The organism is Marinobacter sp. (genome assembly GCF_044799475.1).
GTDB lineage: Bacteria > Pseudomonadota > Gammaproteobacteria > Pseudomonadales > Oleiphilaceae > Marinobacter.
On the sequence record NZ_CP085217.1, the window covers coordinates 495,723 to 516,046 of the forward strand.

Consider the following 20,324-nt stretch of genomic DNA (forward strand, 5'->3'; position numbering starts at 1 on the left):
TTCAGCTCGTCTCCCTGTACCAGTGCATGATGGCGGCCTCTCTAAGCATGGACTCCTGCTCCATGGCTGGCAACCAGGCTTCATGGCTGGCGGCAGCGCTCATCAGAAAGTCGATAAAGGTCAGGTGACTGCGCAATACCCTCTGATGACGATGGGGAGCCAGTGGATTGAACAGTCCGTTCAGGCGCAACAGCTGCCGCGGGCGTTTGCGGATCCACCGCCAGGAACCCATTTCCAGCGTCAGCGGAATGAAGGTACCGTTACTGGTCCGGTTGACCTGCTTGTAGAAGTGGTCCCAGAGGTCGCCGTGGGTGAGATAGTGCTGTGATTGGGGCTCGAAAACGTACCTGTGATTGGGATAGGCCTGTTCCCAGATCAGCTTGAGAGCCATCACCGAGGCAATGCGTCGCATGGGCCGGCGTCGGTAGGCGTAGGGAAACCAGATCTGGTCCTGCCAGCCAAATCCTGAGTGGCAGTCCAGCGAGAGGCTGAATGGCCGCCCGGGAAGCATCTCGTGAACCACCTGCTCCAGCGCCAGGTTCTCCGGCTCCATACTCTGTTCCGGGCTACCTGTGTACCAGGGCAGGCGCCGGGAAACCCGCTGACCACCCAGAAGGAAAGTGCTTTCTCCCTGAGCGGTGATCGGTGCGTTCCGCATCAGGTCGACACCATTGGGATTGCTGCGCTGATTGAGATACATTCCGCCTGGATTGAGCACCGGCAGAAGTGTGATATGGACGCGCTCGAGCAGGCCCTTGAGCCCCGCATCCCATTTCATCCGCACAAGGAGGCTCTCCAGCCATGAGATGACTACCTGGCTGCCTATCCGTTCAAGGCCATGGACGCCACCTACCAGCAGGAGAACCGGGACGTTCGGATCATCACTGCCAATATCGACCCGGTAGATCGGTAATGTCACCTGCTTCAGGGGCACACTTCCGGCCACCCTGACCTGCACTCTTTGCGGCGCTTCGGCCAGCAGCCGCTCAAGCTGCACAAGCTCGGGAAGGAAAGATCTCAGCAGACGGCGCTGACGACTATCTCTGCCTTTCTGCTGATCAGAGATGACGGGATGAAGCGTCAGGTTTTTGAGTTCGGTCATCACGGGCTCCGGATTCCAGGACCCCTCACCATAAACCGCCATTGCTACAGATTTTTGACCAGACGCCTTGCCGGCGTCGAAAGTCCTGACGTATGATGCCAAACACTGTTTTTTTATACAGTATTTATTCACAGAATCAGGGTACAGGCGACAGATGCGAACCAGAGGCACCGGAAACAGCCCGCACAACCGGTTTCACACGATTGTGACCGACCGTCAGGCCAGGGACGACTGGTACCAGGACCCTGAGGACGAAATCTGCCCGGACAGCATCGCTACGCAGGTGGCGGAGGAGCAGGTCAGATCCATTATCAGCCGCAACCAGTCACCGGACATTCCTTTTGAACAGTCCATCAATCCCTATCGCGGCTGCGAACATGGCTGCATATACTGCTTCGCCAGGCCTACCCACGCCTACTGGGATCTGTCTCCGGGCCTGGATTTTGAAACCCGTCTGATTGCCAAACCCAACGCCGCTACCCGTCTCCGTCAGGAACTGGACAGCCCGGGTTACCAGTGTCGGCCCATTGCCCTTGGTGTAAACACAGATGCCTGGCAGCCCATCGAAAAGCACCGGCGGATCACCCGTGCACTGCTTGAAGTATTGCTGGAATACCGCCACCCGGTGTCGGTCATCACCAAGGGCGCACTGATTCTGCGGGATCTGGACCTGCTCTCGGAACTGGCAGCACTGGGCCTGTGCTCCGCCAGCATAAGCCTGACCACCCTGGACAATGATCTGAAAAGGCGTATGGAGCCCCGCACCGCTGCTCCTGCAACCCGGCTGCGGATGATCCGGGAACTGACCGCCGCTGGCATTCCCACCAGCGTCATCCTGGCGCCGGTTATTCCCTTTGTGAACGACCATGAGATTGAAGCGATGATCGAAGCGGCCGCGGACGCCGGCGCAACCAGGGCAAGCTGGATCATGGTCCGGCTGCCCCATGAGGTCAGTGGGCTGTTCGAAGACTGGTTGCGGCAACATTTCCCGGAACGCACAGATCATGTCATGAACCGCATTCGTGATTTACGGGGTGGCAAAACCTATGACGCCAGCTTCGGTCAACGGATGACCGGCCAGGGCCCGTACACGGAACTCATCCGGCAGAGGTTTGACCGGAAAGTCAGGGCCATGAAGATGAATGCCTCACCCAGAGAGCCCCTGCGGGCCGACCTCTTCCGCCGACCGGCGGGTGAGCAGATGACATTGCTCTGAGCGCCGGGCATCTCTCCCGCCCCGGGCCGATCTGCGACAGGGCATTTACACGGAACTCACGGCGGCCAATAATCAGGCTCTGATCCGGGTCAGGTCTGATCCGGGCAGGACAAGGGGTTCCCATGAGCATCAAGCTGTTTCAGTTCGCCATCTCACATTATTGTGAAAAATCACGCTGGGCCCTCGATTTCAAAGGCATCCAGTATCAGACGGTGAACCTTCTGCCTGGAACTCACGTCAAAACCATCCGGCGCCTCGCTGACGGCAGCTCGGTACCGGTTCTGGAGCACGACGGAAAGGCAGTGCAGGGCTCGGCGAGAATCATTGACTACCTGGATGAAAACTTTCCCGACCATCCCCTTACACCCGAAGACCCCGAAGAAAAGGCAGAGGCCGAAGCATGGGAGGGGCGCCTGGACGAACGGGCCGGGGTCGCTGTACGCTGTTACTGTTATCACCATCTGCTGAAAAAACCTGATCTCGTGGTACCACTGCTGGCAGCACAGAAGCCCATGGTGTATCGCTGGGGCATGCGGCTGGGTTTCAGCCGGCTGGAAGACAGCATGCGCCGGTGGATGAACATCAATGACCGGACGGCCGCCGCAGCCCAGGTCACCATGGAAAACATTCTGGCTGCGCTGGAGGCCGCCTACGGCCAGTCCGAATATCTCACAGGAAACAGGTTCTCCCGCGCGGATCTGACCGCGGCGGCGCTTTTTTCGCCTCTGTTCATGCCAGCCCGTTATCCGGTTGCCTGGCCCGACAGAAAACAGCTACCCGTGGAAATGCAGCGTTGGCTGGACAAGAACCAGTGGCTGCTGCAGCCGCTGGAAGCCATCTATCAGAATCACCGCTGACTCACGAAAGCTGCTGATGAGCAACAGGATAAGCGGGTAGCAGGAGCCTTCAGAATGAGCCAGGACATTCCCTTCTCCCAGGCCTGCGAAAACAACAGGCAGCCGATTCTCAATGTTTTGCAGCGCCTGCTGACTGAACCCGGTGTGGTTGTGGAAATCGGTACAGGCACGGGCCAGCACGCTGTCCACTTTGCCGCAGCCCTTCCCCACCTCGAATGGCAGCCGACCGACCGGCCGGAAACCATGAATGCCTGCCAGGCAAGAATACGGGCGGCAGATCTGCCAAACCTGCGTCCGGCCCTTCCTCTGGACGTAACCCGCAAGCCCTGGCCCCTGAAAGAAGCGGACGCCGTGTTTTCCGCCAACACCGCACACATCATGTCCTGGCCGGAGGTGGAGGCCATGTTTGAAGGCGTGGCGAGCCTCCTTGCAGGCGGTGGGAAGTTCTGTCTCTACGGGCCTTTCCATTACCAGGGCAGGCCTGTCAGTGACAGCAACAGGGAGTTCGACGCCCACCTGAGAGCCCGCAATCCCGCCATGGGCATCCGTGATCTCGCGGACCTGGTCCCCATGGCTGCCAGGCTCGGGCTTGAGCTTGAAGAAGACATCGCCATGCCTGCGAACAATCGCATTCTGGTATGGCGCCGCCTGCCCCACTGAAGACAGAAGTCGCTATCGCAGAGCGGAATCCGGTCTACACTTGGGTATACCCTGTCAGGCAGAGGAACCGCCATGGATCACATCGCCTACCAGAATCGTCTTCGCCAGGTCCTGATGAACCGGGAAGCCGCCTTCCCTGACCAGGAGTTTGATCGCCGCTGCCTGGCTCTTGATCGCGCACTTGATGCAGCAGGCCTGGACGCGCTTCTGGTTACCCAGCCCGCCGATATCTACTACCTCACCGGCTACAACACCTTTGAGGTTTCGGTGCACACAGCCCTGGTATATGCCCCCGGCCGCCGGATACTTCAGGTGCCCTCCATTGAGACCGGACCTGCAGTTGCCTGTGCCCGCTGCGACGAAATTGTCGGCTACCGCTGGGAAGGGCCGGAGGAAATTGTTGAACCGCTTGCGGACATGCTTGCCCCCCTGGGCAGACGCATTGGCATGGATTTTTGGGGCGGCGGTCTGAGAGCCGGAATTGCTGGAGGCCTGCAGCAGCGATTGCCGGATCACCAGCTGGTGAATGCCTCGGGCCTGCTGGCTCCCCTCCGCCGCGTGAAATCTGCACCGGAACTGGCGTGTCTGGAGCGCAGCGCGCGCATTACCGAGGCGGGTATCGCGGCTGCCCGTGCCGCCGTGACCCCTGGAGTCACCGACAACGACATAGCCGCCGCCGCTGCCCGGGCGATGCTCGAACAGGGCACCGAGTTCATGAGCATGCAGCCCATCGTGGTGGGCGGTCTGCGCAGCAGTATTATTCACACCAATCACCGGCGCTTCACCATCGCGACCGGAGAACCTGTATTCATTGAGGTGGGGGCTGCGTTCGAGCGATACACCGCGCCCCTCATGCACACCCTGGTCGCAGGGCCGGGGGAACCGGATGACCAGATGCGGCGGGTGGCGGATACCGGCCAGGCCATCTATCAGGCACTCATCGGAACCATGATACCGGGCAACACCTTTGATGAGGCCGCCCGCAAAGCAGAAGAGGTACTGGCACCCCTGGTGGAAGATGTCTTCTTCTCCGGGGTCTATGGCTATTCGGTTGGCGCCCAGTTTCCTCCGTCATGGGTCGAAGGCACAGCATTCATTGCCCGGGGTCAGCAGGTCCGTTTTGAGGAGAACATGGTCTTCCACCTGCCGCTCTGCCTGCGGGTTCCAGGCAAATGGGGGATCGGCTTCAGCGAAACGGTCCGTGTGACCAGCCGGGGAGCGGAACCGCTGACCAGGAACAGCTGGGTACTCCAGCCCAGCGACTGAAAAGGCCCTTTTCATTTTGTTGCCGGTTTTTCCATCCAGATCTCATTTGGCCGGAATGTTTCCCGCTAGAATGCGGGCTGATGGAAAACGAAAAAAATGGAAAACACGAAAGAGCCACAGACTTCCATGATCCATACCGAACATTTCCTGCCAGCCGGGGACAGCCACCTGATTCCCCTGAAAAGCTGGCTGCCGGCAAAGCCACAATCCGCCCTGCTGATTGCTCACGGCATGGGCGAGCACGCCGGACGCTACGCCGCCCTCGCCGAGTGGCTGAATCAGCGTGACGTGGCTGTGTTTGCAATTGAACACCGGGGGCACGGCCCCCACTGCGAGCGGGAAAACCTGGGACACTATGCAGACACGGACGGCTGGAACAGGGTGGTTTCCGATCTGGGCATCGCAGTGAGTCATGTCCGGGAGTGCTTTCCCGCTCTGCCGCTCACCCTGTTTGGTCACAGCATGGGATCCTTCATAAGCCAGGCCTTCGCCCAGCGTCATGGTGATCAGATTGACAACCTGGTGCTGAGCGCCACCAACCGGATCAACCATCGTCAGCTTCGGGCATCACAGGCACTGGTCAACGGCATCCGGGCACTGAAGGGCAAACGATACGTCAGTCCTCTGATTGGCCGGCTGACCTTTGGCGCCTTCAACCGCGCTTTCCGTCCCAACCGCACCACCCATGACTGGCTCAGCCGGGATGCAGCCCAGGTGGACCGTTATCTGGCGGATCCTTACTGTGGCTTCGGCTGCACCACCCAGCTCTGGAGCGATTTTCTTGGCGGCATGCTGGCCATCGACCCCGGACAGTGGCGCAGAGATCTTCCGGTCCATATCCTTTCCGGCACGGCGGACGCCGTTGGCGAAATGGGCCGTGGCGTGAAACAGCACATCAGGGCTATCCGGTCTGCGGGGGTAACGGGAGGATCAGAGCGACTGTTCGAGGGCGGACGCCACGAACTGGTCAATGAAATCAATGCGGAGGAGGTCTGGCTGCATCTGCTGGACTGCCACCAGGCAGGGGCACTGCAGACTGAGCGGATGTCGGCCTGAAGCGGACCTGGAAGACGCCCGGGGGCGTCTTCCAGGAAATCCGACCCTACCGGGTTCCGTACACCACCATGGTCTTGCCTTTGACCTGCACCAGCCCCTGGTCTTCCAGGGTCTTTAGAACACGGCCAACCATTTCGCGGGAACAGCCTACAATACGGCCAATTTCCTGACGGGTGATCTTGATCTGCATGCCATCGGGGTGGGTCATGGCGTCCGGTTCCTTGCACAGATCCAGCAGGGTTCTGGCCACCCGGCCGGTGACATCAAGAAAGGCCAGATCGCCAACCTTGCGGGTGGTCTGGCGAAGCCGGGTTGCCATCTGCTCACCAATGAAATACAGAACCCTCGGATCCTGCTGGGCAATCTCACGGAACTTTGTATAGCTGATTTCAGCCACTTCACATTCGGTTTTCGCCTTGACCCAGGCGCTGCGGGAATCCAGGTTATCGAACAGCCCCATTTCGCCAAAAAAATCTCCGGCATTCAGGTAGGCCATGATCATTTCCCGGCCATCGTCATCCTCGATAATGACCGTGACGGAACCTTTGACAATGTAAAACAGGGAATCGCTTTTATCGCCTGCGTAGATAATGGTGCTTTTTGCCGGATAGCGCCGACGATGGCACTGCGACAGGAAGTAATCCAGATGCTTTGTTTTATGTTCAACCGGCTTGACGATAGTGGCCATAACGCGTGTCGTGCCTCCTTATACTGGCGGTTTCCAGTGTTTTTTGTAATGACCCGGCTTTCCCTGCGGGTTCGGACCCAGTCTGGTGCCTGTGGCGACGCAACTTATAGCAAGATGGCCAGAATTCAGCAACCAGTACAGAGTATAGAACAGGAACTGTAGTTTGCCGCGACATCTATTGCTGCCGACTCCCCGTGCAGGAAAATCCGGCGATGTGCTAGCATGCCATTCACTGTGATTCAGGGAGCCAGTTGAACAATGAAAGCGACAATCGAGTGGTCCGGGGAAGCGAGTTTTCAGGCCACCAGCGGCAGCGGCCACAAGGTGCAGATGGACGGCCCACCGGATCACGGCGGCCGTGATCTCGGTCCGCGACCCATGGAAATGATGCTCATGGGCCTTGGCGGCTGTGCCTCCTTTGATGTCATGAGTATTCTCAGAAAAAGTCGCCAGGATGTCACCGCCTGCCGCGCCGAACTGACTGCCGACCGGGCAGACGCCGTGCCGGCAGTGTTCACCGCAATCCAGTTGCACTTCATAGTCACGGGAAACAACCTCAAAGAGAGCCAGGTCAGCCGCGCCGTGAGTCTGTCTGCCGAGAAATACTGTTCGGCATCCATCATGCTTGAAAACGCCGGCGTCAGGATCGTTCACAGCCACGAAATCAGGGAAGCCTGACAGGAGCAGACGGCCCGGTATGTCAGCGGCTTTTCTTCCGGCGCGGGAGTGCATGGCCGATCAGGGCCAAATCTGGGCGGGAAGCCTGTTCAATGCCCCGGTCGATGTGCATAATACGCATCCTCTCCGCCGGTCTGCGCAAAAGGTGATCAGCCTGGCCAGTCATCGGTGGCGGCCTCAGTGCCAATAACAGGCTGTCATGCGCACGCGGGCATGGCCATCGACATTCATTTCCAGAGCCCGGGGGCTGAGCATGGAATCCAAACTGCAACTCCACGGTTTCAACAACCTCACCAAATCGTTGAGCTTCAACATCTACGACATCTGTTACGCGCAGACAGAAGAACAGCGCAAAGCATATATCGATTACATCGATGAGATGTACAACGCTGAGCGCCTGACCCAGATTCTCTCCGATGTGGTCAAGATCATTGGCGCCAACATCCTGAACATCGCCCGCCAGGATTACGAGCCTCACGGCGCTTCCGTGACCATGCTCATCGCCGAGCATGAGCTGAGCGCCGGCTCCCCGGACAACGAAGAATCTCCCGGACCACTGCCGGAAACCATCGTTGCTCACCTGGACAAGAGCCACGTTACGGTTCACACCTATCCGGAAAGCCATCCTTACGAAGGCATCAGCACCTTCCGGGCCGACATTGACGTATCCACCTGTGGCCTGATTTCGCCCCTCAAGGTGCTCAACTACCTGATTCACAGCTTTGACTCGGATGTGGTCACCGTGGATTACCGGGTACGGGGCTTTACCCGGGATGTCGATGGCACCAAGCACTACATTGATCACGACATCAACTCGATCCAGAACTATCTGACCGAAGATACCCAGAACGCCTATCAGATGATCGACGTCAACGTGTATCAGGAAAACATGTTCCACACGAAGATGATGCTCAAGAACTTCAAGCTGGATAACTATGTTTTCGGTGTTAATGCCGACGAGCTGGATCCTGCTGAAGCCCAGTCCATTGAAGAGCGCCTCAAGCGTGAAATGCTGGAAATTTTCTATTCCCGCAACGTCGAGTAAGCTCTGAACCAGCGGGCGGAGCGCTGCCCGTCGGTTGTTCAGTTTTTTTGACTACTCCTTCCAGAATTCTCCGGTTTCATGCCGGCCTCACCTCCATGTTAAATACGGTCATTCTTCCAGAGTCTTCATCCAGTCAGGAGGTGTGACATGACCATACGTACACTCGGGCGCACCATCCCTGCCATCGAGACATCCGATGGCGCGGGGGTCCGCATCAAACGCTCCATCGGACAGTCCCAGTCTCTTCGCCTGGACCCCTTCCTGATGCTCGACGAATTCGGCTCGGAACAGGCGGCGGATTACATAGCCGGTTTTCCCGCCCACCCTCACCGGGGGTTTGAGACCGTAACTTACATGATTGAAGGCCACCTGCTGCATGAGGACCATCTGGGAAACCGGGGGCATCTGAAAAATGGCGGCGTACAGTGGATGACCGCTGGCCGGGGCATCATCCATTCCGAGATGCCACAGCAGGATGAAGGCGCCATGCGGGGGTTCCAGCTGTGGCTCAATCTGCCAGCGCAGGACAAGATGATGCCGGCCGGCTACCGGGACATACAGCCGGAGGATATTCCCCGGATTTCCATTCCGGGCGGCTCCCTGAAACTGATTGCCGGCCGAATCCAGCCGGATGGCAATGAGCACACAGGCGCAGTGACCGGAGGCTTTACCCGGCCGCTGTATGCAGACGTTCATCTTGAGGCGGGGGGGCAGGTGACGCTGCCGGTGGCCGAAGAGCTGGACGGTCTGATCTACCTTTACGGTGGAAACGTCTCCCTCGGTAATGATGAACTCCACGTCAGCGCTGCCAGCGTGCTGGGGCCCGGGACCGACGTGCGGCTGAAAGCCGGGCCGCAGGGCGCGCGCCTGCTGCTGGTTGCAGGCCGTCCCATTGCCGAGCCGGTTGTGCAGTATGGCCCGTTTGTCATGAACAGCCGGGAAGAGATAGAGCAGGCACTTCAGGATTACCGGTCAGGGGTCCTGACGGCCTGAACAGGCATTCAACCGGTCAGGCAAACGGCTTGTGAGCCATGAGATCGACCACCATGGGACGCATGATCAGATCCATGGCCAGCGACAGCTTGGTACCGGGAATGACCAGGGTATCGTGGCGGGATACCTTGCTGTCATGGATCATTCGCAGCAGGTAGGGAAAGTCTACCGAGGACGGCTCGCGGAAGCGGATGACCACCAGGCTTTCATCCTCGGTAGGCACCTCCCTGACCACAAAAGGATTGGATGTATCCACCAGGGGTATGCGCTGGAAGTTGACGTGAGTATGGGAAAACTGCGGCACTATATCCCGCACATAGTCGTCCATGCGGTTGATGATGGTCTTGACCACGGCCTCTTCCGAATAGCCCCGGTAATGGGTGTCCCGCCGGATTTTCTGTATCCACTCCAGGTTAACTATCGGCACCACGCCGATCAGCAGGTCGACATACTGGGCAATGTCCCAGGAGTCGCTGATCACACCGCCATGCAGCCCTTCATAAAAAAGCAGGTCGGTGTCCGCCGGCAGTGCCTTCCAGGGGGTAAACGTGCCCGGTTTGTAGCCAGTGGCAATCAGCGCCCGGTCGTCATCATGCACGTAATGCCGGAACTGCCCGCTGCCTGTGTGGCCATAGTCGTAAAACAGGGCCTCCAGCTTGTCGATGTGGTTTGCGGCAAGGGCAAAGTGGTTGCGCTCACCGAACTGACCCTTGGCGGCGAGCCGGCTCATCTGCTCCCGGTTATAACGGTGGAAGCTGTCGCCGGTGACCATGGCGGCTCTGAGATCTTCACTGGCGAAGATCTGGCTGAAACTCCGGCCGGTGGTTGTGGTGCCAGCACCGGAAGACCCAGTGACGGCAATGATGGGATGGCGGCGGGACATAAAGCTCCGATTCCGTTCAGATGAATGGCAGCTCCCGGAGCTGCCGTCAGTCAGGTCAGGCTGCTGAGCAACCCTGGCTTTTCGATGGCATAGCCCTGGGCATAGTCGACACCAAGCATCCTCAGGGCCTCCAGGGTCTCCCTGGTTTCTACCTGAGAGGCGATGACTTCCCGTTTCATGTAGTGTGCCATGTTCACCATGGAACGGACCACGGCATGATCCGCCTCACTGGTCATCATCCGCTGGACGCAAGCGCCGTCCAGTTTGATCAGGTCCACTGGCAGGCGGCGCAGATACTCATGGGAGGCGGCGCCGCTGCCAAACCGCCCCAGGCAGAAGCGGCAGCCCAGTTCCTTCATCTCCTCGATGAATTCCACCACTCCCGTCAGGTTATTGATTTCCGCAGGTTCGGTAATTTCGAACCAGAGCCTCTCGATCGGCGCATCCTTCTGGCTGAGCCGGTCATAGATAAATTCCAGCAGGGCCTCATCGTTCAGTGAATAACCGGAGAGTTTGACGCACATGCCCCCCGTATGGGTCCGGCCCTTACGGGAATCCGTCAGCCAGTCGAGCATGTGTCCAACCACCCAGCGGTCCACCGCCTGCATGTGGTTATAGCGCTCTGCCATCCGGACAAATTCCGCGGACGGGATCAGATTGCCAGCCTCATCGTACATGCTGATAAGAACTTCATACTGTGCTCCCATGCTGGTTTCCCCATGCAGGGGGATGATTTTCTGACAGCGCAGCAGCATGCGCTCAACGTCCAGCTGGCCCAGGCCCGCGACCCTGGCAGCAATCTGCTGCTGCGTGACGTGGTCCCCGGCATCCAGCTGGCACACCATAATCCGGGCTCCGGCTTTGTCCCGTGCACTTCGGCAGACCTCGCCCGCAGCTCCGAGCCAGCGCTCCGCCGTAGTAAGGGCCGACAGCCCCGGAGCAAGGCCGGCACTGGCCGTCAGCCGGTGCTCGCCACCGGGTATCAGCTCAATGTTTTCAACAGCCCGGATGATCCGCTCTGCGATGGTTTCGGCGGCCTCGGAAGGCAGCAGAAAGCTGAACTCATTGCCTTCCAGACGTGCCAGTGGCATCCCGTCCCCTACCTCAGCACGAAGAATGTCCGCCACTTTCACCAGTGCCGGGTCACCGATCTTCTCCGGAACCGAATCGACCAGGCGCAGACTCATTCTCGCCAGCGTGCGCTCGTCCTCGTGCCGGTTGAGCTGCTGTTCAAGCATGCGTTCGAATTCGTGACGGCAAAGCAGCCCGGTGACCTGGTCATGGGTGGCAGCCCAGGACAGCTGATCGTAGACATTACGCACCATCCGGTCGATGCTTTCGTCCACCAGGGGCCGGTCGTAGAGTGTGTCCTGTATCAGGATGCCTTTCTGCATCTGGCGCGCCAGGTCCTCAAGCTCCAGCTCGACCACGCGCATGCCCTGGTTGTTGACGAACACAAAGCGGTTGAATCCGCGGGCGATCCAGACCACCCGCATATACTGGGGCCGATCCGCTTTTTCCTGATTGCACATCCAGTCTCCCGTGCGGAGCTTCTGGACCCGGTTGACCCACCTCTGCAGGCTTCTGCGCTCACGTTCGGCAAGCCTCGACTCGCGGCACTCCGGCTGGGGGGGCGCCGCCGGTATATCGACCATATCCACTGGCGTGCCCGGCGCCCGCACCAGGAACTCCTTGAGCTCATCACGGACCTGCGAGGATGGCATGTGGCTGCTGGAAATGGATGCCATCCCATCCTGGATGGTGCGGAGCAGTTCGGGAAGATTTACACCGCCCTCCATGTCCCTGCCAAAACTGATCAGGGAATCAACCACCACCAGATATTCATGCCACAGAGGGCTTTCCGGGCCCTGGCGGATCCAGGTCAGAGAAAGAAGATCCCGCCAGCCGGCACTGAGCAGGGTCATCACCACCCGGGGCACCTGCTGGCCAGCCAGTCGCTGGTCCAGTGCCTCACCGACCGCAACCCTGGATTCCGCCACTTTCTGGGAGCCTTCGGCGGCGGCTGTGACACGCTCGACGTTGCGCTGGTATACCTGCTTCTGACGCTCCACCAGGGTATCCAGCTCTTCCATCACACGCTCAAAAACCCGGGTGTCCTGCTCAAATTCGGAGGTAATTCTCTGCACCAGCTCTTCGACCCGGCGCTGAACTACAGGATTGGGCCGGCCCTCGCTTCCGCCAAGCTGGGCAAGCCGGTCCATCACGCCCCGCACCGGGCTTGTCTGATCATCGAAAAAAGCGCTGTCCCGGAGCACGACCTTGAGTACGGGGATTTCCAGCTGACGAAGCTGCTGCCGGGCGCCCTCGCTGAGCTTCGGGCTCTCCGCTACGCTCTGGAAAAACCGGTCAACCACGTCCAGGGTATCCTGCTGTTCCTCATTCAGCCCCAGGCCGCCACCGGCCCTTATCTGTCCCACCACGCGATCTTTCAGGGACCCGGTTTCTGTTCCCTGACTGGGGCCGTGCGACTGTAGCTGCTGGAGTTCCCGCTGGAACTCCCCCGCTGAAAGAGGCCTGGCCTCGGGAGGAAAAGGGGCTGGTTCATTCGCCCTGCCTGCCGAGAGGGTGCCAAGGAGATTTTTGACGGTTGCAAACGCCGACTGCGCCATCCGTGCGGAGCTGCGAAAACCGGCGGAAAGAGAACGCGCAGCTTCGTTTGCGTTACCGGTGCTGTTCCGGGAGGGCCGGGAAAAAGCCGGCGCGGCGCCGGGTGCTTTTTCCGGCTGCGGGTCAGGCTGGGAAAAAGCCGATTTCTCTGCTGACTTCTTTTTCGGCAGGGGCTGGGGCTCCGGTCTTCCGGAGCGCTCGCTCAGGTATTTGCTGAGGTCAAGATCCGGCAACACCCCCTGGCGAATGAGAATGTCATTCAGCGCCACATACAATGGTCCAAGCGCCTGCAGCACCACGGTGTCGAATGCCTTCAGGCAGATCTTCCCGGCGGTCCGGCTGGCCTTCAACTGCTGCAGCCCCACGGCGAAAGCTTCACAGACCAGCGCCGGGCCCAGAGGGTTCTGATGACCCGTAGCGTTGCTGATGGACAGCTTGTCGAAACGCATTCTGAGCTGCAGAAGCTCGTGGCGATAAAGCGTGTCCGCTTTGGTAATCATGACCCTGATGGTCAGCCAGTCCTCAAAATCTCCCTTGTCCACCAGGGAAAGCTCTGCGGCGGTCGCACTCTTGCGGCCGGGTTTCAGGGGTGATTCGAGGCTCTGCATCATCTGGTGCCAGATCACCCGCTGCCGGATGGGAACCTGACCGGCGGTATCCATGTAGTCGTTTGCCTGCTGATCGGAAGGCGCCCGGCGAGCAGCCTCCTGAAGCCCTTCAGTCATGCTGCCAAAGCAGGCGTCCATCAGGGGCTCAACATGTTGAACAACGGCACGGGCGCACTGGTGAAGCACAAACTGAACGCGTTCGCCTGGTGGCTTGAGCGCTGAACGCTCCTGGTTTCTGTCGGCGCCACACTGGTGAAGCATGGCACCCACTGCCGCCGGATTGGCACTGCTAAAAACAACCCCCATGGCACTATCCATCCTGCGGACCACGCGGACCTGCAGTTCATGCCTGGTGCGGCCGTCCAGGCCGCGAAAACGCACAACAAATTCGTCCCTGCCTGTATGGGCAAGAGTCTGGTTTATCCTGCGGGAGGTCTCTCCGGAGTATCTCAGAAACAGACCTTCAGCGCAGAAATCGGCTATCTGACAGGGCCAGATCTTTTCCGGTTCCATGACTATCTGGGCGGCCAGCTTGATAGGCTGCCGCAGGCTGGCACGACGTTCCTTCGGGTCCATGGACTACCTGATTCTCGTAAAGCTGGCATTCAGCAGAGTCAGCCCGACCGGCCAACACCTGTTAGTATGGAGTGCAGGATTCGGATTGACAGTGAACTTCATGAAACAGCTTAATCAGATCTGCCTTCTTTCGCTACTATTCATCCTTATGTCTGGCTGCACCAGTATCCGCTATTACTCACAGGCGGTTGGCGGCCAGATATCCCTTTTGATGGCAGGGGAGCCCATTCCGGAACTGGTGGCCGACCCAGCCACCAGTTCCGGACTCCGGGAGTCGCTGATTACCGCAGTCGATGTCCGGGAGTTCGCCCGTTACAGACTCGCGCTGCCTGTTGGAGGCAGCTTTCAGGACTACGTGGAGCTTGATCGTCCCTGGGTGGTCCTGAACCTTGTGGCGGTGCCGGAGTTTTCCCTTGAACCCCATCACTGGTGCTACCCGGTCATCGGCTGCCAGGCCTATCGCGGCTACTTCAGACCGGATTACGCCAGGGCTGAGCAGCGGCAGTTTGATGCCAGAGGTTATGACACCTTCCTTGGCGGCGTCACTGCCTACTCCACTCTCGGCTGGTTCGACGACCCCCTGCACTCCGGCTTTACCCGCCTGTCCACGGACCGGATGGCGGCGCTGATCATCCATGAGCTCAGCCATCAAGTGGTCTACGTGGCGGGCGACACGGCCTTCAATGAGAGTTACGCCACTGCGGTGGAGCTGGAAGGGCTGAAGCTGTGGCTTGACCGGAAGGGGAAACAGGCGGACTTCAGGCCCGCTCTGGACCGCCTGAAGCAAAGGAACCAGACCCTTGCGCTGGTTGAAGGAACAGTGGCAGAGCTGGAGGCCCTCTATGCCCGGCAGGACAGCCTCAACACTGAAACCCTCAGGGCGCGCAAGGAAGCCATACTCGAGGATCTGACCCGGCAATACAGGCGGCTGGCCGCAGACTGGCATGACCCCGGCCCCTTTGGCCGCAATCCCGAGAGCCTCAACAATGCCCACCTGGCACTGTTCCGCCAGTACAATCAGTACGTGCCTGGCTTTCGCCAGCTGTTCCGTGAGCACAACCGGGACTTCGCCGCCTTTCACGAGGCCGTGATCAGGCTTTCGGAACTGCCAGAGGCGGACCGACAGCAACGGCTGCTCGACTCAGGCAAGCGGTTTGACGAACACCTTTGAGTTACGCTGGGTGTTATAGGCCGCCAGCTTGGGCCCCGGCAGGGCCTGCACATTCGACGTGTGGAAGCCTCTTTCCCGGAACCAGTGTTCAGTCTGGGTAGTCAGCACAAACAGCTGCGTCAGCCCCATAGCCCGTGCTTTTTCCTCCACCATGGCGAAGATTTCATCCCCGCGGCCAGCCCGGCGGTAGGCCGGATCCACGGCAAAACAGGACAGCTCTCCGGCTTTCTCTTCGGGCCAGGCATAAAGCGCAGCACAACCCACTATGGTGCCGTCGCGCTCTGCGACGATGAAGCAGTCTATCTCGGTTTCCAGCAGCTCCCGGGAACGGCGAACCAGAATGCCCTGTTCTTCCAGAGGCTGGATAAGCTCAACGATGCCGCCTATGTCTTCTACCCGGGCCCCACGTATCTGCTCATAGTTATCGTCACTGACCAGGGTGCCGGAGCCGTCCCGGGTAAACAGTTCTTCCAGCAGGGCGCCGTCCTGGGTGAATGAGATGATATGGGAGCGCCTGACACCCTTGACGCAGGCATCACAGGCGGCCTTGAGGAGATCACGGTCCGGTCCGGGCTCGGTAACGGCAAGCCGGTCGGTGGCCTGCCTGACAGTGAGCTCCCGGATCAGCGTACCGCCTTCATCCACTACCCCCTGATGTCCGGTGAACATGATCAGTTTTTCTGCCTTGAGGGCGGCGGCAACCTGGCTGCCGACGTCCTCGTAAGACAGATTGAACGCGTCGCCGGTGGGAGAATAGCCCATGGGAGGCAACAGCACTATGTGCCCCTGTTCCAGCAGCTTTTCCATCCCGCTGACATCCACCCGCCGCACCCGACCGGTATAACCGTGGTCGATGCCGTCCAGCACGCCCATGGGACGGGCTGCCACATAGTTGCCACTGCTGACACGGATTCTCGCCCCATGCATGGGGGAATTCACCAGCCCCATTGAGAGGCGGCTTTCCAGGTGGGATCGCAGGGCTCCGATGGCTTCCATTGCGCAGGGCAGATGTTCTTCCGGGGTGATCCGCATGCCCTTGTGAAAGCTGGAGGGCTGGCCCGCCTCATCGAGTCTTGCCTGGATCTGCGGCCGGGCACCGAAGGCCACCACCAGCCGGACCCCCAGGCTGCTCAACAGGGTGATGTCGTGAATAATGTTGATGAGGTTGTCATGGGCAATCGCCTCGCCACCCAGTGTCAGCACCACGGTTCGGCCCCGGTGCGCATTTATGTAGGGTGATGAATGGCGGAATCCATGCAGCCAGTCGTTCGATTTCAAGACCTCAACTCCCGGGTTGATACAAAGTGATGTTGGTAACAGCTGTCATTCCCGGGGCGGCTCAAGGCAGAAATGACGGATCAGCTGTTTCAGTATGTCGACGCCTGGCTCTATCTGGGACATATCCAGAAACTCGTCCGGCTGATGCGCCTGATCAATGGAGCCCGGCCCCATCACCAGGGTTTCCATGTTCAGCTGCTGCAGCCAGGGAGCCTCGGTAGCGAAGGCAACCGCTTCGGCGGTGTGCCCGGTAAGCTGCTCGCAGACCCTCACCAGTTCCGCATCTGCCGCCGTCTCAAAAGGAGGCACGCCGTCAAACAGGGGCTCAAATGCGAAACTGAGACCGCGGCGGGTTGCCACTGGTTCAATCTGGTTGAGAATGGTCTGACGGAGTTCTGTCATTTTCATGCCGGGCAGCGGGCGCAGATCAAAATGCAGTTCACAGCGGCCACAGATCCGGTTCGGATTGTCGCCACCGTGGATACAGCCCAGATTGAGGGTCGGTACCTGTACCGCAAAGCTGGGGTTGCTGTACCTGGCCTGCCAGCCCGCGCGCAGGGAAAGCAGTTCTCCCATCGCCTCATGCATGCCTTCGAGGGCGCTGTTGCCGAGGGAGGGGTCCGAGGAGTGGCCAGACCGGCCTTCAAACACAAGGCGCTCCATCATGATGCCCTTGTGCATGCGTACCGGTTTCAGGCCTGTGGGCTCACCGATCACCGCATACCGGGCCTTCGGTCGGCCGGACTCTGCCAGGGCCCTGGCGCCATTCATTGAGCTTTCTTCGTCGGCGGTCGCCAGAATGATCAGCGGCTGCCTGAAATCCTGCCCCACAAACTCCCGGGCGGCCTCGATGGCCAGCGCAAAAAAGCCCTTCATGTCGCAGGTGCCCAGGCCATGCCAGCGGCCGTCGCGCTCGGTCAGCACGAAAGGATCGCTCTGCCAGCGCTTGTCATCGTAGGGCACGGTATCCGTGTGGCCGGACAGGACCAGACCGCCCGGGCCACTGCCCAGGGTGGCGATCAGGTTGTATTTGCCGGGCATGCCGGGAACCGCAAGAATCTCGGTGACAAAGCCCAGGGGTTCAAGCCACTCAGCCAGGGTGCGCACCACGGACTCATTGCTGTGGTCCCAGTCAGGATTGGCACTGCTGATTGAAGGCAGCGCAATCAGCCGGCTCATCATGTCTTTTATACCGGGGGCCCGGGCTTTGTCATCATGCTTGTTCTGGGCCATATGCCCTCCTCGATCGATTCGTTCCGGCGTTACTCAGGCGGGCCTCCGGTCTCCCGCCAGATCTCCGCCTCCACGCCGGCATCCTCAGCAGATATCTCCGGCCGATCTGCTGGCGGCATCGGCCGGCCGGCATCCGTTGGCCGCCGCCAGACCTCAAACTTTTCGATGGCGTCCAGCCTGATGGGGTAACTCACCTCACCACCTTCCACATTGCGTGCTATGTCCATCCGCCACTGTCCGACAGCATTCAGCCTCCCTTCCACTACCCTGCCGCTTTCCAGAAGGATTTTCACCGGCTTTTCCAGCCAGCGCGGGGCCTGGTCCGGGCTGGCTGGACGCCAGGCTGGAGCATCAGCCAGCGCCTCATCTGCCATCCCCGGTTCCCGCCCCTGGCTTGCCACTGATGGTGACTGAACCTGAGCAAGTGTGAGGTACACCCCGGGCACTCCGGCATCGTTGTAGCGGACGGCCAGGCCCCGGGGGCTGTCGGCTGTTCCGGTTTCCGCCCCACCCTGCTGATCAGACGGAGGCGGGACTGCGGAGTAAATCGGCATGCCCAGCGCCGGAGCCGTGGGCTGAACCTGAAGCTCCAGCCGCCCCCCTTCGGTCATCCAGCGCCGGTAAAGCGCGCTCAACTGCTGGCTCGGCTCATAACCCCGGAGCCTGAGCGCCGCCTTGAAGTCCCTGGTTACCATATCCGCCCAGGCTTCCACTTCGATACCTGCTTCACGTGCACACCAGGCCGCCACTTTGCGCATCAGACCACCATCCCGCAGCACGATATCCATCGGCTCTGTGGTGGTCTGTGCAATGTCTGAAAGAGCGGTGGGATCCAGCCGGGCTCCCGGCCAGCTGAGCTCAAGGCTACCGGTGGTAGCGGTATTCAGCTCGGCTTGCAGGCCATCTGGCTCCTGCCTCAGGCTGGCGTCGCCAGTCAGGCTGGTCACACCCATGCGGATCAGATCACCCGTCCCCAGCTTCCTGCTCGGGCCGGAGCCACAGATGGGTGCGAAAAGGTCCGGCTGATCTTCAGCCCCTGCTGCTGCCCAGTCCCGGATCATGACCGTGTCCAGCAACATGGCCAGGCTGCCCGCCTCCAGTCGCCACTGCCGGGGCAGGTCTCCCGGCGTCAGCAGGCTGGTCACAAGCGCCAACGGGGAGCCGGCAGCGAACCGCACGGAACGGGCCTCTATCCCCTGGGTCAGGCGATGCGGGTGGTAGTTGAGCTCGTGAACGATGAGCTCTCCGGCAATACTGGAACCCAGGCCGCCCCGAAGCAGCGCACCCTGATCAGCCAGGGCCTCCCGCGCTTCAGCCAGACGCTTGTCCGCCAGAAACCAGGCCGAACCCTTGAAGCCGGCATAACCCACAAGGGCCAGCACAACCAGCGTCATTACCAACTTCTTCATGCCTGGCTCCTGTTTCGCCATACTGCTGCGGTCATTGTCCTCCGGCGCAGGCTCACCCCCTGGAAATCAGGGTGCCGACCCCTTCGTCGGTGAAAATCTCCAGCAGGGTGGCATGAGCAACCCGGCCGTCGATAATATGGGAGGTACGAACACCATTCTCAACGGCATTCAGGGCACAGCGGATCTTGGGTAACATGCCGCCATGGATGGTGCCGTCCTCGATGAGCGCGTTGACCTGTGCGGCAGTGAGTCCCGTCAGGACCTTGCCTTCCCTGCTTTTGAGGCCGGAAACGTTGGTCAGCAGGATCAGCTTTTCAGCCTTCATGGCCTCTGCCACCTTGCCAGCCACCAGGTCAGCATTGATGTTATAGGAGGCGCCATCGCGGCCTACCCCAATGGGGGCAATCACAGGAATGACGTTACTGCGGGTCAGCATGTCGATCACTTCGACGTTAACGCTCTCGACTTCGCCCACATGGCCGATATCAATGATTTCCGGGCGTGCCAGCTCGTCCCGTTTGCTGGTGACTTCCAGCTTGCGGGCCCGGATCAGATTCGCGTCCTTGCCGGTCAGGCCTATGGCCGTGCCGCCCTGCCTGTTGATCAGGGAAACAATCTGCTTGTTGACCTGCCCCCCCAGTACCATTTCAACCACATCCATGGTCTGGGTATCCGTCACCCGCATGCCATTGACGAAGTGGGACTTGATATTGAGGCGTTCCAGCAGGTCTCCGATCTGGGGCCCACCGCCGTGCACCACGATCGGATTGATTCCCACCAGTTTCATCAGAACCATGTCCCGGGCGAAGCTGCTTTTGAGCTCCTCGTTCTCCATGGCGTTGCCGCCGTACTTGATAACCACGGTCTTGCCGGTAAACCGCTGGATATAAGGCAGTCCCTTGCTGAGTACTGCCGCCACCTGCATGGCCGTTTCACGATCCAGTGCCATTCCTCAAGCCTTCCTCATCAGATTCATG

17 protein-coding genes are annotated in these 20,324 nt (G+C 59.9%); 9 read left to right on the top strand and 8 right to left on the bottom strand.

Features of this window, described 5'->3' with window-relative positions; genetic code table 11:
• Position 1: 1 nt before the first annotated feature.
• Positions 2-1,102, bottom strand: a complete 1,101-nt coding sequence (locus LG327_RS02265; protein WP_404365296.1) for a M14 family zinc carboxypeptidase — start codon at positions 1,100-1,102, stop codon at positions 2-4.
• 154 nt (positions 1,103-1,256) lie between these two features.
• Between LG327_RS02265 and LG327_RS02270 the strand changes: the two genes are divergently transcribed.
• From LG327_RS02270 to LG327_RS02290, 5 genes are all read left to right on the top strand, one after another.
• Positions 1,257-2,318, top strand: a complete 1,062-nt coding sequence (locus tag LG327_RS02270; RefSeq protein WP_404365298.1) for a PA0069 family radical SAM protein — start codon at positions 1,257-1,259, stop codon at positions 2,316-2,318.
• Between the two features lie 122 nt (positions 2,319-2,440).
• Complete coding sequence (locus tag LG327_RS02275; protein WP_404365299.1) at positions 2,441-3,175, top strand: glutathione S-transferase family protein; 735 nt, start codon at positions 2,441-2,443, stop codon at positions 3,173-3,175.
• Between the two features lie 54 nt (positions 3,176-3,229).
• Positions 3,230-3,835, top strand: a complete 606-nt coding sequence (locus LG327_RS02280; protein WP_404365301.1) for a DUF938 domain-containing protein — start codon at positions 3,230-3,232, stop codon at positions 3,833-3,835.
• Positions 3,836-3,907: 72 nt separating this feature from the next.
• Positions 3,908-5,101, top strand: a complete 1,194-nt coding sequence (locus LG327_RS02285) for a M24 family metallopeptidase (protein ID WP_404365303.1) — start codon at positions 3,908-3,910, stop codon at positions 5,099-5,101.
• Between the two features lie 96 nt (positions 5,102-5,197).
• Positions 5,198-6,157, top strand: a complete 960-nt coding sequence (locus LG327_RS02290) for an alpha/beta fold hydrolase (RefSeq protein WP_404365305.1) — start codon at positions 5,198-5,200, stop codon at positions 6,155-6,157.
• Positions 6,158-6,203: 46 nt separating this feature from the next.
• Here LG327_RS02290 and crp read toward each other — a convergent pair whose 3' ends face one another.
• Complete coding sequence (gene crp, locus LG327_RS02295) at positions 6,204-6,845, bottom strand: cAMP-activated global transcriptional regulator CRP (RefSeq protein WP_404365307.1); 642 nt, start codon at positions 6,843-6,845, stop codon at positions 6,204-6,206.
• A gap of 258 nt (positions 6,846-7,103) precedes the next feature.
• Here crp and LG327_RS02300 point away from each other — a divergent pair, with 258 nt between their 5' ends.
• The 3 genes from LG327_RS02300 to LG327_RS02310 all read left to right on the top strand — a co-directional run bounded on the left by LG327_RS02300 (position 7,104) and on the right by LG327_RS02310 (position 9,561).
• Complete coding sequence (locus LG327_RS02300) at positions 7,104-7,523, top strand: OsmC family protein (protein ID WP_404365309.1); 420 nt, start codon at positions 7,104-7,106, stop codon at positions 7,521-7,523.
• Positions 7,524-7,776: 253 nt separating this feature from the next.
• Positions 7,777-8,568 carry an adenosylmethionine decarboxylase gene (speD, locus tag LG327_RS02305; protein WP_404365311.1) on the top strand — a complete coding sequence of 264 codons (792 nt, stop codon included), beginning with the start codon at positions 7,777-7,779 and terminating at the stop codon, positions 8,566-8,568.
• A 147-nt stretch (positions 8,569-8,715) separates the two neighbouring features.
• A complete protein-coding gene (locus LG327_RS02310; protein ID WP_404365312.1) occupies positions 8,716-9,561 on the top strand; it encodes a pirin family protein in 846 nt (281 codons plus the stop codon).
• A 16-nt stretch (positions 9,562-9,577) separates the two neighbouring features.
• Here the strand turns inward: LG327_RS02310 and LG327_RS02315 are convergent, their stop codons facing one another.
• Both LG327_RS02315 and LG327_RS02320 read right to left on the bottom strand, forming a co-directional pair.
• The gene (locus tag LG327_RS02315; protein WP_404365314.1) at positions 9,578-10,444 is read right to left on the bottom strand and encodes a phosphoribulokinase; all 867 of its coding nucleotides are present in this window, start codon (positions 10,442-10,444) and stop codon (positions 9,578-9,580) included.
• Between the two features lie 50 nt (positions 10,445-10,494).
• On the bottom strand, positions 10,495-14,256 hold the full coding sequence (locus tag LG327_RS02320; protein ID WP_404365316.1) for a DUF1631 family protein: 3,762 nt from the start codon (positions 14,254-14,256) through the stop codon (positions 10,495-10,497).
• A 100-nt stretch (positions 14,257-14,356) separates the two neighbouring features.
• Here LG327_RS02320 and LG327_RS02325 point away from each other — a divergent pair, with 100 nt between their 5' ends.
• Entirely contained in the window at positions 14,357-15,427 is a 1,071-nt protein-coding gene (locus tag LG327_RS02325) for an aminopeptidase (protein ID WP_404365318.1), read from the top strand.
• Here the strand turns inward: LG327_RS02325 and argA are convergent.
• Genes argA through argB form a run of 4 tightly spaced genes read right to left on the bottom strand, consistent with a single transcriptional unit; the run spans position 15,398 to position 20,296 of the window.
• The gene (gene argA, locus LG327_RS02330) at positions 15,398-16,705 is read right to left on the bottom strand and encodes an amino-acid N-acetyltransferase (RefSeq protein ID WP_404365319.1); all 1,308 of its coding nucleotides are present in this window, start codon (positions 16,703-16,705) and stop codon (positions 15,398-15,400) included. The two genes, LG327_RS02325 and argA, sit on opposite strands and share 30 nt — an antisense overlap.
• Positions 16,706-16,750: 45 nt before the next feature.
• Positions 16,751-17,938 (bottom strand): acetylornithine deacetylase, encoded by a 1,188-nt coding sequence (argE, locus tag LG327_RS02335; protein WP_404365321.1) that lies wholly within the window; start codon positions 17,936-17,938, stop codon positions 16,751-16,753.
• 29 nt (positions 17,939-17,967) lie between these two features.
• The gene (locus LG327_RS02340) at positions 17,968-19,347 is read right to left on the bottom strand and encodes an acetylornithine deacetylase (RefSeq protein ID WP_404365323.1); all 1,380 of its coding nucleotides are present in this window, start codon (positions 19,345-19,347) and stop codon (positions 17,968-17,970) included.
• Between the two features lie 52 nt (positions 19,348-19,399).
• A complete protein-coding gene (gene argB, locus LG327_RS02345; RefSeq protein ID WP_404365324.1) occupies positions 19,400-20,296 on the bottom strand; it encodes an acetylglutamate kinase in 897 nt (298 codons plus the stop codon).
• Between the last annotated feature and the right edge of the window lie 28 nt (positions 20,297-20,324).